At 61.3% G+C, this 17,779-nt stretch carries 9 protein-coding genes; 4 read left to right on the top strand and 5 right to left on the bottom strand.

Annotated elements, in window-relative coordinates:
• The first annotated feature begins 291 nt into the window (after positions 1–291).
• From KGJ62_08750 to KGJ62_08765, 4 genes are all read left to right on the top strand, one after another.
• A complete protein-coding gene (locus KGJ62_08750; GenBank protein ID MDE2126665.1) occupies positions 292–1,551 on the top strand; it encodes a TlpA family protein disulfide reductase in 1,260 nt (419 codons plus the stop codon).
• A 269-nt stretch (positions 1,552–1,820) separates the two neighbouring features.
• Entirely contained in the window at positions 1,821–3,785 is a 1,965-nt protein-coding gene (locus KGJ62_08755; GenBank protein MDE2126666.1) for a PAS domain S-box protein, read from the top strand.
• 408 nt (positions 3,786–4,193) lie between these two features.
• On the top strand, positions 4,194–5,534 hold the full coding sequence (locus tag KGJ62_08760; GenBank protein ID MDE2126667.1) for a hypothetical protein: 1,341 nt from the start codon (positions 4,194–4,196) through the stop codon (positions 5,532–5,534).
• A 681-nt stretch (positions 5,535–6,215) separates the two neighbouring features.
• Entirely contained in the window at positions 6,216–7,535 is a 1,320-nt protein-coding gene (locus tag KGJ62_08765) for a hypothetical protein (protein MDE2126668.1), read from the top strand.
• 102 nt (positions 7,536–7,637) lie between these two features.
• Here the strand turns inward: KGJ62_08765 and KGJ62_08770 are convergent, their stop codons facing one another.
• From KGJ62_08770 to KGJ62_08790, 5 genes are all read right to left on the bottom strand, one after another.
• Complete coding sequence (locus KGJ62_08770) at positions 7,638–8,417, bottom strand: sugar phosphate isomerase/epimerase (protein ID MDE2126669.1); 780 nt, start codon at positions 8,415–8,417, stop codon at positions 7,638–7,640.
• Between the two features lie 22 nt (positions 8,418–8,439).
• On the bottom strand, positions 8,440–11,199 hold the full coding sequence (locus tag KGJ62_08775) for a family 78 glycoside hydrolase catalytic domain (GenBank protein MDE2126670.1): 2,760 nt from the start codon (positions 11,197–11,199) through the stop codon (positions 8,440–8,442).
• Between the two features lie 33 nt (positions 11,200–11,232).
• Positions 11,233–14,517: a PD40 domain-containing protein gene (locus KGJ62_08780; GenBank protein ID MDE2126671.1), complete on the bottom strand. Its 3,285-nt coding sequence runs from the start codon at positions 14,515–14,517 to the stop codon at positions 11,233–11,235.
• Positions 14,518–14,556: 39 nt separating this feature from the next.
• Positions 14,557–15,393: a phytanoyl-CoA dioxygenase family protein gene (locus KGJ62_08785; GenBank protein MDE2126672.1), complete on the bottom strand. Its 837-nt coding sequence runs from the start codon at positions 15,391–15,393 to the stop codon at positions 14,557–14,559.
• Between the two features lie 106 nt (positions 15,394–15,499).
• Positions 15,500–17,527, bottom strand: coding sequence for a hypothetical protein (locus KGJ62_08790; GenBank protein ID MDE2126673.1), 2,028 nt, complete (start codon positions 17,525–17,527; stop codon positions 15,500–15,502).
• Between the last annotated feature and the right edge of the window lie 252 nt (positions 17,528–17,779).

Here is a 17,779-nt window from a genome sequence, read left to right on the forward strand (position 1 = left end):
GATGGCAGCGGTTACGAAAAAGGTCTGCCCGGAACGATTGGTAAACGGTATGATGATTTCCGCGCAGTCAGGTTACACCACAGCCGCGGCGGAGGCGCGCGAGGCGCAACCAAGCGGGAGATAGTAGCACAGCCGAATCGGGCAAGTCAATCGCGGGGTCCACGTCGCTGCGCCTGCGCAGCCGGGCGCGAGCCGCCAGCGACGAAGCCCGTGCGGTATAATTGCCGTAATATTGGTACGCTGCGGCGGCGCGGCAAGCACGGGGCGCAAGGTGCCCTGGGAGAAGTGATAATGAGACGATGGATCGCGCAGTTCGCGGCGGCAGGCCTGTGCGCGTTTGCGCTGAGTTCGGCCGGTGCTCAGACGCTCAAATTAACCTGGGTCGGATCCGGCGCCATGAAGCTCCGCGGCTACTATATGCCCAACCCGTTGGCGCTTGGTCCAGACAAGCCGGTTGGCCTATCGGTTGAGCCTGCCGGGCTGCTCCAACCGCTCTACGGAACGCTTCAGTTTGGCGGAAAGAGCTATGCGGTGCTGGTAGACGCTCCGACGGCCGGTCCGGACCGAATCTGGATCGACGCAAATCGCGACGGCAATCTGCTGAACGACCCGCCGGTGAAGTGGGAGTCGCACACGTTCAGCGCGCAGGGCAAGTCGTGGAAGGTCTATGAAGGCAGCGTGGTTTTGAATCTGGGTAGTGAATCAAGGCCCCAGCCGGCTACCGTAGCGTTTTACATTTTCGGTGCGGGCTATCCGGGCGAGGCACAGGTTAAAGACAAGCTCTTTTTCTACTCCGACTACGCCTGGACAGGAACTGCGACGCTGCACGGCAAGGCGTACCACGTGCTGATCTCGGACGAAAGCTGTTCCGGCTCGTTCAAGGCGAAAGATAGTGGCGGCCGGCCCGCCGTGCAGTTTCTGATCGATCGCAACGGTAACGGCCGTTTCGATGCGCCAAGCGAGGTGTATGACGCTTCCAAGCCATTCAACATCGGCGGCACTTCCTGGCGGCTCGCAATGGCCAAACCTGGCGGCGCCGGAATGCGCATCGTGAAGTCGGCGATCGCCGTGGCCGAAGTTCCAATGGCGCCGAACCTGACCGCAGGTGCGCGAATCCTGCCATTCACAGCGGCGACACTCGATGGCGCCACCGTCCATTTTCCTCAGGATTACCGCGGCAAACTGGTGCTGCTGGACTTCTGGGCAACCTGGTGCGGACCGTGTCGCGGCGAAATCCCCAACGTGGTCAAGGCCTATGACCAGTATCATGGTCGCGGTTTCGACGTACTCGGCGTAAGCCTGGATCAGAAGGACCAGGCGGCCCAGGTAAAGCAGTTCACGGCCCAGAACAGCATGCCGTGGCCGCAGGTGTACGACGGCGGCTTCTGGAAGGCGCGCATTCCCGTAATGTACGGAATCAATGCTATTCCTCAGGCTTACCTGGTGGATGGTAGTACGGGGCGCATTATCGCTGAGGGTGACGCGCTTCGTGGCGCCGGCTTCCCCGCACTGGTAGGAAAGGCTCTGGCAAAGAGCGGCTCTACGCGGTAAAGCACACTACGGTTCCCGTAGAGGGCCGTGCGGCGCCACCATTTGACGGCGCGGCACGGCCCTCCGTTTTTGTCTATACCTGGCGCGGCCATCCGTAGTTGTGGCGATTGATGCGCACAGTCCGGTTCTGGATGCACGCGTATGAACACGCATGCACTTTGAGTTTGAACGCAGGGCGCTTCCCACTGGTGACACAGCGAGGCATCGCGTAGCATGTTTCATCGGCTGTAGTCCAACGACGGCGTACAGCGGATCGAGGTGAGTTTAGCTTGATTGGTTTCGGAGCCAGATCAGCGCACGGTGCGCCGGACGTTGCCGGTGGCGCCAAATCCAGCAGTCCGGCCAGAAAGCATGCGTTCGAGCGCTGCTTCCGCGCTATCGGCTCCTACGCGGCCGCTGCTCTATTGACGCTGGTCGCAGTCGCCATCTCTCTGATTGAACAGCGGTGGACACAGGGGCACCTCGCCTATCTGTGGTTTCTACCGGCCGTGCTGGTAAGTTCGCTCTATTGTGGCTTTGGCGCGGGATTCGCCGCGGCCCTCGGCGGCGGCCTTGCGGGACTGCTGATTGAGACGCGCGGATTGGCGCTTCTGCAGCACCGGCTGAGTATGGTTCTGGAATTTGTGTTTTACATGGGCGCGGCGCTTATTGTGGCGGCAATAGCCGATCTGCAGCGCCGCACCGCGATGGATGTGGCTGCCAGCGAAGCGGCCGCGCGCCAACAGGAGGATCTGGCACAGGCAGGCGCACGACGCCTGCAGTTAATGCTCGAGTCGATCGGCGATGGCGTGGTTGAGGTGGATGCACACGGGGTCGTCACCTATCTCAATCCGGCTGCCGAGCGGCTTACCGGATGGACGAGTTCAGCCGCGCTCGGCAAGCCTTTTGCGGTTATCTGCCCACTGGAGCCCGATCCTCGCACCGGCGGTCTTGATAATCTCGCCGACGAGGTTCTGCAGAAGCACGAGCCGCAGTTCAGTAGTGGGCGCAAGCTCTTGGCGGCTTCGGAGATCCGTTGGGTGGATTGCTCCGCATGGCCCATGGAGAGCGACACCGCAAGCGCGCCCGGCTGCCTGACCGTCTTGCGTGATGTTTCGCACGAGCGCGATGCGGCCGCCTCTCATGCACGATTGCGGGCGATGGCGGATGCGACGGATGACGCCATCCTCGCGCTCGCGCCGGATGGCGTCATTACGGCGTGGAACCGCGGCGCGGAGATACTGTTCGGCTATTCCGCCGCACAGGTTTTGGGTCAATCGGTCGACCTGCTGATACCCGAGTCGCACCGCATCGAGGCGGAGCGCATGCGAAGCACGGTAGCCGACGGAGGGCGCATCCACCAGCACGAAACCGTACGGATCACGCGGGCCGGTGATCGGCTTGACGTTTGGGCATCACTGTATCCGATTGTGGAGATTGATGGCAGTGTGAGCGGCATCTCAGTGATTGAGCGCAACGTGACGGCGTGGAAGAGCGCTCAGGCCGAGCTCAAGACTATGAATGCCACATTGGAGAGCCGGGTTCATGAACGCACCCTTGCGCTAGAGAATGCCAACCGCGATCTGGAGATCTACGCCGATTCCATCTCGCACGACCTGCGGGCGCCACTACGCCGAACAGGCGCCTTCGCGCAGCTGCTCCGGGATGACTTCGGTGCTCATTTGCCGCCGGAAGGGCAGCGCTACGTTGACCGGATCATGGTCAACAGCGCCGAGATGATGCAGATGGTCGATGGCCTGCTGGAAATCTCGCGGACGACCAGGCACGAGATGGAGCGCCAGGAGGTGGATTTGGCGTCGCTAGCCACCTCAATCGTGGAGGCCATACGCAGCGCCAACCCCGACCGGGTGATCGAGTGGGCCATAGAGCCGGAGATGAAGGTATGGGCGGACCGGCGGCTGATGACCCTGGTGATGGAGAACCTGCTTCAAAACGCCGCAAAGTTTTCGCGAGGGCGCAATCCGGCAACGATTGCAGTTGGCACGCAGCGAGATGACTCCGGTGAAATCCGGTACTTCGTGCGCGATAATGGCGCGGGATTCAACCCCAAGTATAGCGGCAAGCTATTCTCAGCCTTCCAGCGCCTGCACCTCCCGTCCGAGTTTGAGGGCACCGGCATCGGCCTGGCTACGGCGCGCCGCATCATCGACCGGCATGGCGGCCGTATCTGGGCCGAATCTCAGCCGGATTGTGGCGCGACCTTCTCGTTTACGCTGGGTTCCGGTACAGACTGACACCGACTGCGAATAGCAGAACTCGTGTTAGCGACCGATTGCCACGGTGATCCGCGTGTCGGTCGGATCGGTATCTCGCCCGCACGAAGCCGGCAGCGGCGCGGACCGTTCGCGGGTCAAATCGGCGGTTTCCGAGCATTGGCTGCCACCGTCCCGACCGGAATGCATTTTTTGATCCTATTGCATTTAAACTGAAGGAATCGGACCCGGATCGGCGGAATTGAACCGATGCCGAAGGCGTAGGTCACAATACGGCCATCACCTCGCTATCCAGTCGACCCTAAAGCTCTCAACCTGAAGTGGTTCGTGATGTTCGGCGAAACACCCCGGCCTGTGCTTGGCATTACAACGTGCGATCCGAGAATGTGCTCGGCATTTGGGGCCGTTGGCCCCACTAGGAGAAACAACGTGAATCCAATCAAGATGAACCGTTGCGGATGGGCTGCGTTCGCTGCCGTGTCTTTAGGCATGATATCAGCGCGGTCTACAGCTCAGACGCGGCTGTCCGTAATCAACCTCGGGCCCAGCGACCCCACTATAACCGCGACAGCAGTCAACGACGACTATCAAGTGACGGGCAACTATGTGGATAACTCCTTCGTTCAGCACGGGTTTTTCTGGCAGCCGGGTCTGGTTGCCGAGAATATCACGAATGCTGTCGAGCTCAACGCTATAAACAACCTCGGCATGTTGGCCGGCGCTATAAGCAGTTCGGGCGCTGACGCTGATATCTGGTATCCGTCGACGCCTTACTCAGGCACGTTTACAGCCGTTGCACCGTTCGTTACCACACCCTCCAGCTTTAACGGCGCAGGTGACGACCAGGTGTTTTGTGGTTGGGACGGATCCGGCGGTGTACCATTCTGGGACACGTTAGATCCTACGCGCACTGCACAGGGCTATGATTACGGGTCGGCCGCAGGAACCGCGCTTGGAATCGTACAGGGATTGGATGATATGGTTGGGTATTCCGATTCCGGCGCTACGCGCGCGGCGGCAATGTGGCAATATGGCGCCTCCAGTGTGCCGGCCCAACTGCTCGCCGTCGTCAGCGGTTTCGGCAACCCGTCGGCGGTCACCGCCAGCGACGAAGGGCTCGATATGGTTGGATATGCCACCAGCACGGCATTTCCAACGCCGCTTCAGCCAATGGCCTTCACCTACACAGGCGCGGCTTCCACGGCACTAGCCCTGCTGCCGCGCACCATCACGGGCGAGGCGCTGGCAATAAACGGGGCCGCGATCCTCATCGGTGGTTACTGTAATACGGAGGCGACCGTCTGGTTTCCAAGCGGCGGGAATTATGGCTACAACAATCCCGTCGACTTGAACTCTCTGACCGGGCCAACCAGCCAGTGGCATCTGCAGACAGTCACGGGCATCAACGACTACGGCGCCTTCGTCGGCGCGGGTCTGTTCGGGCAGAAGCATGTGGCATATCTGGCGATTCCCGTCACGTTGTCTGGCTTGACGCTCAGCAGTAACCAGGTCGTTGGAGCCACGTCGGTTATCGGTACTGTAACCATCGGCAGCCCGGCGCCGTTCGACATGACGGTATCGCTGAGCAGCTTCCTCGCCAACGCTACCTTCACAAATGGGTCGCACAGTTCATCCGTGGTCATCGCGCAGGGGACAACGGATGCGGACTTTCAGCTGAATGTCGCAAATCCAAGCATCAGAAGCCAGGCGTATATCCGCGCCAACTACGGCGGATGGGACGTCTATTCGAAGCTGGTGTCGGTGCCGTAGGCGTCGCCACCCGCACTCGGATGCGTGGCGTCCGGATGGCGCGCAGGCGCCAGAGGTCCCGCCGCATTCGCGCTTATCGTGGCGCACCGGGGCTGCCGACATTCCGCGGCAGCCCCGGTGGAGCACTCATTAACTAACCCCTCGTGCGGGCGATGGTTTCGCGCCGCTCATCGAGACAGGTTCGACCCCTCGGTTTCCGTGACTCGATCGAGTTGACACGCGGGGACCGACTGCGCGGGAGCCCCGCGGGTAACTGCAAAGCCGGGTCAGCCTTCTGGCTAAGTACGTACCTTGGGGCTGCAGGTAGTTCGGCTGGTTTGCGGTGGTGGCTGTGGCAGAACCTTGCTCTTGACGCTCACTGCCGGGCGCTCCGTCTGATCACCGGCACTAGCTCATGCCACGGGCGGCGACGCGCCCGTAAATCGCCCTTATTGCTTCGTTAACCGCAGTCATGAAGGACTCTGCCCGCGATCCGAAGAATGTAACGGACGGAGGTAGCACGGGCCATGATGCGGTCACCGCCTTACCTCTCAGTCTGCAGGAACGCATGCCGCCAACGGGTGTTTGCGTTGAAGTAACGGTGTGGACGGTGCCCGGCTTGTACTCCCGCTCTGTGGCACGATGTGCTGCTATTCAATCGGAGCCATAATTGGTCCAATCAGGAGGAATCAGGTGAGTTCCATGAAATCTACTATCTGTGCATTGGCTGTTGTCGCCGTTATCGCTTTGGCCACGATGTCCGTTTCGTCGACAGCCCAGACAAGGCTCTCGGTGATCAACCTCGGGCCAACCGGCCCAGCCGCCACGGCGACCGCTGTGAACGACGACTATCAGGTGACCGGCACCTGGCTCGATAGCTCTTATGCTTCGCACGGATTCTTCTGGCAGCCCGGTTTGACCGCTCAGAATCTTACGAATGCTCTCGAACTCAACGGGATTAACAACCTCGGCATTCTGGCAGGGCAGTTAAGCAGCTCGGGTTCGAAGGCCCAATTCTGGTATCCCACTTCGCCGTACTCCGGTGTGTTTACAGCGGGTACGCCGTTCGCGTCACCCTCTAACCTTACCGGCGTGGGAGACGACCTGGTCTTCTGCGGTTGGGAGGGCGCCACGCAAACACCTTTCTGGTCGGCTACAAATGCTACGTTCACGATCGTCGATTACTCTTACGGGTCGAGCCCCGGAACCGCACTCGCAATCATGCCGGCTTTCGATGCGATGGTAGGGTATTCGGGCTCCGGCAACGCCAGTGCCGCCGCGTGGTGGCCGTATGGCAACGGAACGACGGAGGCGCTTTCCGTGGTAACCGGTTTCGGCAGTCCGTCGGCCGTTACCGCAGTCGACGCGGGGTTTGATATGGTGGGTTACGCAACCTCAACCACATTTCCGAACCCGGTACGGCCGATGGCATTCAGCGTGAATTCTACATCCACGAACATGGGCCTACTGCCCCATACCTACACGGGCGAGGCGCTGGCAATCAACGGACCGACGGGCATGATCGGAGGATACTGCGGCACAGAGGCGACCGTTTGGTATCCGAGCGGCGGGAATTATGCTTACTTCAATCCCACTGACCTGAACACTCTGACCGGGCCAACCAGCCAATGGCATCTCCAGTCGGTCACCGGCATCAACGACTACGGCGCCTTCGTCGGCGCAGGTCTGTTCGGGCAGAAGCATGTGGCATATCTGGCGATTCCCGTCACGTTGTCTGGACTGACGCTCAGCAGTAACCAGGTCGTTGGAACCACGTCGGTTACCGGTACTGTAACCATCGGCAGCCCGGCGCCGTTCGACATGACAGTATCGCTGAGCAGCTTCCTCGCCAATGCTACCTTCACAAACGGGTCACACAGTTCATCCGTGGTGATCGCGCAGGGGACGACGGATGCGGACTTTCAGCTGAATGTCGCAAATCCCAGCGTCAGAAGCGAGGCGTATATCCGCGCTAACTACGGCGGATGGGACGTGTATTCGAAGCTGGTGTCGCTTCCGTAGACAGCACGATCAAGTGGCACCGGGCTGCAGATGCCGCCGCATTTGCGCGGCGGCATCTGCAGTCATCTAATTGCCTTTGGGGGCGCCGCGACGGGGAACTGCCTATACGCCGAGTCGATCGCGCATATAGCGGCGAGAGATCGTGACCGATTCGCGGTGAGGTAGGTCGGTCGAATCCTGTTCGGCAACAATCCACTCTGCGCCGGCCTCGCGCGCGGCGGCCATCGCAGAATCAAGGTCCACCTCACCGCGTCCCAGCTCCAGAAAGCGCGGGTGAACCTTTCCCTCTGCGTCCCTTTGCCGATTGCCATCCTTGAAGTGATAGTAGTGCGCGCGCGCGTGGTTGGCGGCGATGAACGCGGCGGGATCGCGGTTGGCATAGTAGAGCCAGTAGACATCGAGGTTCAGACCGACGAGGTCCGGGTCCGTTTCGGCCAGCAGCACGTCCATGCCGCAGCCGCCGTCCTGTGGCGTGAACTCCCAGGCGTGATTGTGGTAGCAGAACTGAGCGCCGGCGGCGCGCGCCATTCGACCGATGTCATTGAAGCGTGCGGCCGACGCTTTATATCCAGCGAGTGAGCCGGAGTCCGCCACGCCGGAGCACATCAGGTACCGGATGCCCAGCGCGTTCATGTAAGCAAGGTGATGTTCGATGCGCGCGTCGTCGGCAAACTCGCCATAGCCAAAATGCGCGCCACTTACGCCAAGGCCGTTCTCCGCCAGCAGATCGCGGGCAACGGGCTCCGTAAGCTGATCGAACAGGTTTCCCGCTTCGATAGCGGGAAAGCCGGCGGCTGCAATATCCTGGAGCACACCGGGAAAGTCGCTGCGGTTTCGCGAGCCAAACACGATAAGCTGAACAGCGGCTCGTGGATTCGTCATTGTCGCCTTTCGGTTCGAGAGATCATCGAGACAGCGCGCCACGGCGGTGCGTTGGAACGGTGGAGTGGAAACTCCAGCTTCCAGAGGGCACGGTGACGACCAGCGCACCGTGGGCCATGCCGATCACGTGGATCCCGGGTGCGCGCGCGATGCTGCGACGCCCCTCGGTAACTCCGGCTATCGTCTGCGCGGGAATGTGCGCTTCCGCCCACGTGTTGGCCGGAATTGTAACCTTCCAGATGAACCGGTCCTTCTCCTGCCTCCAGGCGCTGGCTACCTCGCCGTGAATCGTCTCGATTCGGCTGCTCGCGCTCCGGACACCGCCCCTTGCCAGGGGGTTCAGGATAATCTCGGCATAGCCGGGGTGGGCTGCGTCGCTCTGTATTCCGGCAACATCCTCGATGAGCCACCGGCCCACTGCGCCGAACGCGTAGTGGTTGAACGAGTTCATGCCGGGGTCTTCAAAAGTGCCGTTCGGGCGGATGCCGTCCCAGCGCTCCCAGATGGTGGTGGCGCCGCGGGCGATTTCGTAACCCCAGGACGGGTAGGTGGTGTTCTTCACCAGGCGCCAGGCGACGTCGGCGTAACCGGCGTCGGTAAGCACCTGGCAGATCGATCCGGTGCCGATGAATCCCGTTGAAAGGTGCCAGCCACGCTTACGGATGGCGGCCACAAGATCTGCCGCTGCTTGCCGCCGAGCGGCCGGCGGCAGCAGGTGAAACTGCAGCGCTATCACGTACGAGGTCTGTGTTCCGCCCGAGATCGCACCATCTGGGAGGAGCCACTTGCGGTCGAAGGCGGCGGCTATCTGTTGGAACAGGGCATGGTACATGGCGGCATCCCGCACCTTGCCGATCGCGCGCGCCATACGCGCCATCAAGTCGGCATCGCGCGCGAAGAAAGCTGTCGCTATCAGCGCCCGGTCTGTATCGTCGCCAACGTTCAACCAGTCGCCAAAGTTGTTGTTGGAGCGGTTTACCCACAACAGGTCTGGGTTGGCACTGCGGATGTAGTTGAGCCACCGCACCATCGCCGGGTAGTGGTCAGCCACCACACGCTTGTCGCCGTATGCCCGATAGAGTGTCCACGGCACAATCACGCCGGCGTCGCCCCACGCCGGCGCTCCGTCTGCTGGATCGACGAGCCGTGGCGAAACGTCGGAGAATCCGCCAGCTGCGGATTGCGCGTCGTCCACGTCATCCATCCATTTGCCGAGGAACGCGGCCACGTTGGCGTTGTCGCATGCGGTTGGCGCAAAGACCTCGGCATCGCCCATCCAGCCCAGGCGTTCGTCGCGCTGCGGGCAATCGGTAGGCACCTCCAGATAGTTGCCACGCATTCCCCATTGAATGTTATGCTGCAGTTGGTTGACCAGGTGGTTCGTGCATTCAAACGCGCTTGCATCAGGGCGCGCTGAGCTCAGCACAATGCCGGTTATATTGGCGCTGGTGAGCGCGCCGGGCCAGCCGGTGATTTGGGCGTAGCGGAACCCGTGGAAGGTGAATTGCGGTTCCCACTGCTGCATGGGTGCGCCGTTCAGGATCCAGACATCGGTTGCGCGCGCCCCACGCAGGTTGGTCGTGTATACCGATCCGTCCGGGTTGAGCACCTCACCAAACCGCATCGTGACACGCTCGCCCGAGTGCCCGCCGAACGCGCGAACGTGCACCACGCCAACCATGTTCTGGCCGAAATCCACCACCCAGCCGGCGGCAGTCTCGCGTATCACTTTTGGCGAAATCGCAGCCACGCGCTCAACCGGCCGGTCGCTTTCTGCAGTCAAAGGAATATTGCCGGGCCAATCGCAAGCCGGCGCCGGACGTGTGCCCGGCGGCTGCTTTACCGATGGTGTTGCATCAACCTGCACCGCGCCAAAATGGCGATTCCATCGCTCCATCATCACCGGCACGCACCAACCAGGCATCTCCCGCCGCGAGTCGCGCAGATCGCCCATCAAGAGGTCGGCGCCCAGCGTGGGACCGTACGCGCCGGCCCAGCCAGGGCCGGTACTTACGGTCGTCTTTGTACCGTCACGATAGCGGACGACCAGCTGGCCATAAGCGCGTGGTGCGTTTCCATAATGAAAGCGCCGATGACCAAAGCCAACGTAGCCGGCATACCAGCCGGCGGCCAGACGGATGCCGACGGCATTCACGCCTGGTCGAAGCAGGCGGGTCACGTCCAGCGTCTGGTACGGAATGCGAAGGTGGTAGTCGGTCCACCCCGGTCGCAGCCGGCCGTTCGTCGCCGGCATGCCGTTCACTTGCAGTTGGTACAGCCCAAGGGCTGTGCCGTACCAGCGCGCAGAACGGATCCTTCCACGGAGGATGAACGAGGTTCGCAGCAGCGCAACGGGTTCGTTTGGCGCCGCTGGATCCAGCGCCGGCATGCCGATCCATTTTGCATGCCAGTCGGACGGCCGAAGAAGGCCCATCTCAAACCTTGCCGCAGGACTGAAGGCGGATGGCTGTCCGGCGCGGTTCCATACGCGCACTTTCCACCAGGCACGGCGCTCTGAGGTGAGTGCACGTCCGGAGTACGTGATCAGCGAGGCAGTTCCGGACGCGACGCGCCCACTGTTCCAAAGATCACCGCGATTGTGGGAGAGCAGCAGCGGCGAGGAGGCGACCAGCACCTGCCAGGCACCCTGGAACTGGTCGCGGCGCGGTGAACTGTCTATCCAACTGAAGCGCGGGTGCGTGTCGTCGATACCGATCGGATTGTGCCGGTAATCGCACGTGAGATTAACCGGATGCAAAGCTGCAGCGGGCGGAATCAGCATGGCCGGAGTGTCACTCCTTGAAGTAGTGCGGCGTCAGTCCTTGATCCACGATCCGGTCTTAGCCTTGAGTGGGAAAGGCGGATGGTGTGGTCGCGGTACAGGATGGGCCCTGATTTCCGCCATGATGATGCCTACGGCTTTGTCCAACTGCGGATCATCGCCTGCCATCATCTTCGCGGGGTCCTCAGCGATTTGATAATCCGGGATGACCCCGTGCCCCTCGATATCCCAGTGGCCATCCGGCGTCCATTCGCCGTAGTTGGGCACGTTAATCACCCCGCCGTCGATCAGATGCCAGCCGCCACCGCTGCCCACCTCGCCGCCCCATGTGCGCTCACCCACCACGGGCCCAACCTTCAGCCTCTGGAATGCATCGCTGAACTCCTCGGCATTCGAGGCGCTGTTCTCATTGCACATCGCCACACTGTAACCCGGAAAGCCCCAGTCCTGCCTGGTCCACGAGACACCATATCGCGGTTTGAAATACGAGTAGGGCTTGTTCGCCATCTGAAGCAGCAGCATCGACGACACAAAGCCACCGCCGTTGTAACGGACGTCATAGATAATGCCGTCGCGGTTGAGGTAGCCGTAGTAGCGGCGCGCAAAGTCGGTAATTCCCTGGTTCTCCATGTCTCGGATGTGGAGGTAGCCGATTTTCCCGCCGGAGAGCTTGTTGACGTACGCGCGCTGATGCATCTCCCAATCGTCGTAGCGTGCTCCGAATTCGGATCCAAGCGGGCGAATTCGAATGACGCGCGCACCGGAGGATCCCGGGGCAGTGTTGACGGTGATGGCAGTCACTTGCCCAGCTGTGCCTGCCAGCAGCGCCTGTATATCCTGATCCGGCGAGACGGCAACTCCGTTGACGGCCACGATGTAGTCGCCGTTGTGCACGTTCAGGCCGGGTTGAAGGAGTGGCGAGGCGTTACCGGGGTCAAATTCGTCTGGGGTAAGGATGCGGTCGATCTTCCACGCGGCGTGCCCGGGCACCGGAGACATGTCGGCAGCCAGCCAACCGTCCTGCTCGTTCGGTGGGCTTTGCCCACCATCGCTGCCGCCGAATACAAAGCAGTGTCCTGTATTCAGTTCCGCGAGCATGTCGGCGAGGATTTCCGTCAAATCACTCCGGTCAGCCACCGCCGGCAGCTCAGCGAGATACTTCCGGTGTACGGCGTTCCAGTCGATTCCATACAGGTTCGGGTCGTAGAAGAGGTCTCGGATAATTCGCCACGATTCATTCAGGATTTGCTTCCACTCAGCGACAGGGTCTACGTGGAGAAGGGCTCCGGCCACGCTGATCGCGCCGGCGCCGGCCGTGAATGCGCCGGTATCGGCCGCGACAAACTGCCAGCTCCTTCCCCGCTGTACAAGAAGCTTCTTGCCATCGGCGGTTACCGTGAAGTCGTCCAGCCCGGTCGTCAGTGTGGTGGTGGTCTTCTTCTTGATATCGTAGGCAACCAGCCTGTTGGGTTGGCCGTCGTCGGCGCCAACCATCATCAGCAGGCGCGAGCCATTCATCACCACCTTGCCGTAGTGATCGGCGCCGATGGGCACGTCGATAATCCGGTTCTGTATTCCGGTCAGATCTACTTTCACGACTACCGGCTCAGTGGTTTTTGGCTTGACGGCAGCGGGCTTGGCGTCCGACGCGGGTTTGCCCACAGGCTCTTCATCATCCTTGGGCAGGAATGGTGACGCGGTATCGGCCGCGAGCGGCAGCATGGATATCCGCGTGGTTTTGTCGAAATCAAAGAAGTGGCTGGCTCCGGAGAACATGGTGTCGAACTGGCGGTCGGCTAGAAAAAGCAGGTACTTGCCGTCCGGCGAAAAGCGCGGCCCGTAACAGTTCATCACCGGATCGGTAACGCGGACTTTCTGGCCGGAGGCGATGTTGTAGAGGTAGACGCCCTGGTTCCAGTTCGCTTCAAACCGGTTGAAAGTCAGCCACTTGCTGTCGGGACTGAACCGGTACGAGGTGTCGGTTGTATCGTACGAGCCGCTGCGGTCCGCCTGGTCAACCACGGTTGTAGCGCCGCTGGAGACGTTGACGAGCATGATCCGCATCTCGCGATCGCCGGCCGCCAGCCACTTCGAATCGGGCGACCAGACGATCTGGCTCAGCGGACCCTTATGACTCGTAGTCAGCTGTTTCGGTGATCCTGTGCCGTCGGCATTTGTCACCCATATCTCCTCTTCGCCCGAGCGGTCTGAGTCAAATGCCACCAATTTGCCATCCGGCGACCATACGGGAAACTGTGAGCGGGATCCCGGCAGTGGGGCAAGGAGGCGTATGTCCCCGGATTTCGCCGGCGCCGATAGGAGCTGGCCACGCGCTTCAATCACCACGCGCTTGCCCGTCGGTCCTGGAGCGACGCTATCGATCGCGCCCGCGACCGGCACGGTAAATGGCCTTGCGTGGATCCGGTCGTCACCGATATGCATCGTGAGATCGTACGCGTTTCCGGTGGCTGGATTGAACACGGCCAGTCCGTCGCCATGCTCGTAAATAATGTGCTTGCCATCGGTGGATGGGTAGCGAACCGGATAGTCTTTGTAGAACGTAACCTGCTTTTGGTGCCTGCCGTCGCTGCTCATCCGAAACAGGTTGGCGGAGCCGCTGCGCTCCGATACGAAATAGATGGTGTTACCAACCCAGATCGGCTCGGTGTCGATACTCAGATCGTTGGTGAGCTGGGTGAAGGCGTGGCTCTGCAGATTACAGAGCCAGATCTTGTCGGCCTGGCCACCCTGGTATCGGAACCAGTGCTGCCACTCTGCGCTGATTGGCACGTATGCCAGCAGCGTGCCATCTGCATTGAGGGCGCCAAAATGACCTCGGGGCAGCGGAAACCGGACCGCGGGGCCGCCCGCGGCAGGTACGCGGTAGAGCGTATCCTCCGGCATCGGCAGAAAGCGTCGGCGCGCGTGGAAGATCACCGATTTGCCATCCGGTGTCCAGCCGAGCACGGTGCATGGGCCGGGGAACCATGTGAGCCGCTTTGGGACGCCGCCGGCCGTCGGCATCGTGTAAACACTTTGCGGGCCGTCGTATTGCGCTGTGAAGGCGATCGTCATTCCATCCGGCGAAAACTTGGCGTCCGACTCCAGGCCGGGAGCCGAAGTGACTCGCCTGGCAGTATGCCGGCTGATGGAACCGAGCCACAGGTCGCCTTCGGCGGTGAAGACAACGGCGTCGCCGTGGATGTCGGGCTTCCGGAGAAAATGGCGATGGACCGCCTGCGCGCTACCGTTCCTGGCGCTGATGGCGGTGAGCAGTACAAGGCAAGCAGTGGCGCGTTTGGCTGACGCAAAGATCACGTTAGATACTCTCCGGGTTCAATACGCTGACCGGCCGTGCTATTCACGAAGCGGCCGAACAACGTGAATGCCGTCCGGCTCGATAAGCGGGCGGTTGTAGATGTATGGTGGCTCCAGCACGGCGAGCTGCGCTTCGGTAAGCTCCGACGCCCATTCCGGCAGCTCGCTGCGGTGATAACCTCCGGCAAAGTGCAGGTACTTCGGCGAGTAGCGGTACAGGAGTGCGCGCCGCTCGTGTTTTGCACGCCACGGCAGCGTGCCATGCGTGGTGGCCTCGTTGAAAATGATGAGATCACCAGCGCGTACCGAAGGATTGACCACAGCCTGCTGTTCTTCCTCCCACCGGCGGATCGCGGGTGGACAGCGGTAGTTTGCTTTGTGGCTTCCGGCGATGCAGCAGAAGCCGCCATCGCCTGGGTTCACATCTGCAAGCGTGTACTGAAACACCACCATTCCACAGCGCATGGCGCCGTTTTTGACCACGTAGTACTGCGCGCCGTCGAAGTTTTCACCCGGCCCGTGCAGCACCAGCCCTTCGGAACCCGCTCCGCCGCAAAGAACGAACGGCTCATGATCCAACCGCCATCCCCGGCCATGCATCGCATTCAGATAGGGAATTGCCTTGGGGTGTGCCAGCAAATGACGGAACGGCTCGCACCACGGGTGGGGCCACGTGAGCATGCCGCTGAAGAATCCGCGCTTCTTGTCACCGGCCAGCGTTGATGAGCCATCGGTATTCGAGTTTGCATCCTCACCGCGCCGCTCCGCATTCGCGTCGATTGCTGCATTCAGCCGCTCGACTTCATCCCGACTGAGGAAGCCACGGACGACGAGATACCCTTGAATATCGAACAGGTAGGTCTCTGATTCGTTCACGTTATGCGCTCCTGGCAGGTGCCACGCTGCGCCACTCTATTTCGCCAAACCGGCTATTACAGCCTGCACGAGCGCAACGGTCGGTGTTTGCGACAGCAGCACGGTGCTACCAGTTGATCGGATAGACGTTGATGCCCGTAAAGCATCCTATAAGCGTTGTAGCGCCTCCCGCAACAAAGTCACCCAGGATCAGACCGTAAAAGAAGGGCAGTGAGGCGCGGTAACCGCGCATGCCGCCGAACTTCAGGATGAGAGCCTTGGACAGCCAGGCCAGGAAGAACGGGAGCCACACCTGGTTCATCGTCGGTGTGTTCGCCATCGCATAGCCGACGGGACTGAGCATCCAGCCATCGATTCGCATCCGCGCCACCATGAGCGCCGACGTGATGAGGAAGCCGGCGGCCACAGCATAGTTCCCGCGAATGTCGGGCCGAATGGGTGACGATAGAACGGAGGACAGCTGGTCGAAGGGCAAGCGGCCCATCGAGGTGCGCCACTGCTCCGTCTTGGCTCCCGCGCCAAACCGGTACCAGATGACGAGCGCGATTGCGAAGGAGACCGCGATACCGATGCCGATGGCCAGGCTCAGCGCCACGGTGAGGCGCCGCTTGTTGACACGCATGTCATCGGCCATTTTGTAGGCGTCGAACTGGTTGGGCATCGTAAGGCACCGCAAGTCGAAACTGGCGACTGCGTTCCGTACATAAGCCATGGCCGTAAGCTCGGCCGGCGTGTAGACCAACGAACCAGAGAAGGATGTGAGCGCGTGGTAGGCATCCACTTGTGGCCCAAACAGCCATGCATTGCCGGTTTCGGCACGGATTCTCGCGGCCGCCACGATGTACATGAATGCCAGCCCGATGAGCGTGGCAGCCACCCAGCCTCTCATCCCAGCGGCCATGCACCAGGCGACGAGAAGCACGAGGCATAGGCCCAGGCCAAGAAATGCCGCGCGATACGACACGGGCTCGTTCCGGTCCGGCGCCGGGGCTCCCCTGACGCGGCGATGGAACGCCATGCGCCACACCTCGCGCAGATACCCACGGGCGAGCCACATTCCGGCGACAGTGAGCGCAAGGAATGCTCCCGCGCCCTGATGGCCGGTGTAGGGCCACTGGCTCAGGCCGCCCGAAGTGGCGCCGGCGGAGATGCCGCTTGCTGCGCCATAGACTAACTCCAGCTTCTGCACCAGCCAGAAGAACCAGCAGCTGAAGGTGGTCTCAAGTGAAAGCAGGTACGCGATACCGAGGACGAAAGGATAGAACGAGATGGGCGTGAAGCCGATAGCGTTCCATGGTGGCCCGGCAAACAGATTCTGGATATCCGGCTGGTCGGCCGTCCGCGTCGGAAAGTACGGCACCGTCGGCATGTTGAGATGGATCGTATTCATTACATCAACACCGCACGCGATGGCGAATCCCAGCCACATCAGGCGACTGCGCATCAGGTCACCGTTATCCTTCATCACGGCAACCGGCACGCAGGCGGTAGGAAAAGCCAGCCTTTCGCGGTCGATCCAGTGCCGGCGCAGTATCACCACAATACAGAGTGATGCAAACGCGAGAACGACCAGAAAGCCAACCCAGGCGGTCATCTGCATGCGCCATTGCATCCACGGCACGCTTGCATTGCCGCTATAGAAGCCGCGTAGTGCAGCGTGATCCTTGAGCGCTATCCAGTTCGGAACGTATTGCCCGAACTGGTGCAGCCAGTTATTACTCGAATCGGCGTAGTAGAAAGCGGCGGTTATCGTTGGCACCACGAAATGAATGCCGCCGGAGGAGGAGATGACCGTGGAGACCGCGAGCATGGCGTAGATGACCAGAATCTCGGCCGGCGAAAACGCAAAGCGGCGCAGGAAGCGCGTCAGCAGAACATTTACGGCCACCAGCAGCAGCATCACATCGAATGCGCCGACGGGAATGCTGGTATTGGCAAGCGCCGTGTGACCGCGGTCGCCAAGCACAAGCTCTGCCCAGTGGATCCAGAGGTCGGTAAGCGCCGTGAGAATGAGGCCGAGCGTCAGAGAGCGGAAGGTAAGCCCGCTGAGCTTGCCGCGGACCGGCGGGGCTTCCCCGGGGGACGCTCGTGCGGTCGCCGGCTCAACAGCGGGTTGCGAGGCAGTCAACGACATACAGCGTCTTCAACATTCCGGGTTGCAATTCAAGCGCACCCGCGACAAAAGGCGATCCACGTGCGTATTGCAGCCGGCCGGGTCGTTTTCCTGCCTGCGTTGCAGAGATCGACCGCACAGCACACGTTTGAGCGGCAGCCGCGAGTCCGGCAGGTTGACGCGAGTGCCGGGTCCGGCCAACACGTCAAGCGCGGTGCGTTCCGGGACGAAAGCCCCAGTACGCACCGCGCTCGACATTCAAACGCCGAGTTC

The organism is Armatimonadota bacterium (genome assembly GCA_028871815.1).
Taxonomy (GTDB): Bacteria; Armatimonadota; Chthonomonadetes; order Chthonomonadales; family Chthonomonadaceae; genus REEB205.

What these genes read in the sequence shown, in the direction of transcription:
- KGJ62_08750 (MDE2126665.1), top strand. Translation starts at nt 292, where the DNA reads ATGAGACGATGGATCGCGCAGTTCGCGGCGGCAGGCCTGTGCGCGTTT.
- KGJ62_08765 (MDE2126668.1), top strand. Translation starts at nt 6,216, where the DNA reads ATGAAATCTACTATCTGTGCATTGGCTGTTGTCGCCGTTATCGCTTTG.
- KGJ62_08770 (MDE2126669.1), bottom strand. Translation starts at nt 8,417, where the DNA reads ATGACGAATCCACGAGCCGCTGTTCAGCTTATCGTGTTTGGCTCGCGA.
- KGJ62_08775 (MDE2126670.1), bottom strand. Translation starts at nt 11,199, where the DNA reads ATGCTGATTCCGCCCGCTGCAGCTTTGCATCCGGTTAATCTCACGTGC.
- KGJ62_08790 (MDE2126673.1), bottom strand. Translation starts at nt 17,527, where the DNA reads ATGTCGTTGACTGCCTCGCAACCCGCTGTTGAGCCGGCGACCGCACGA.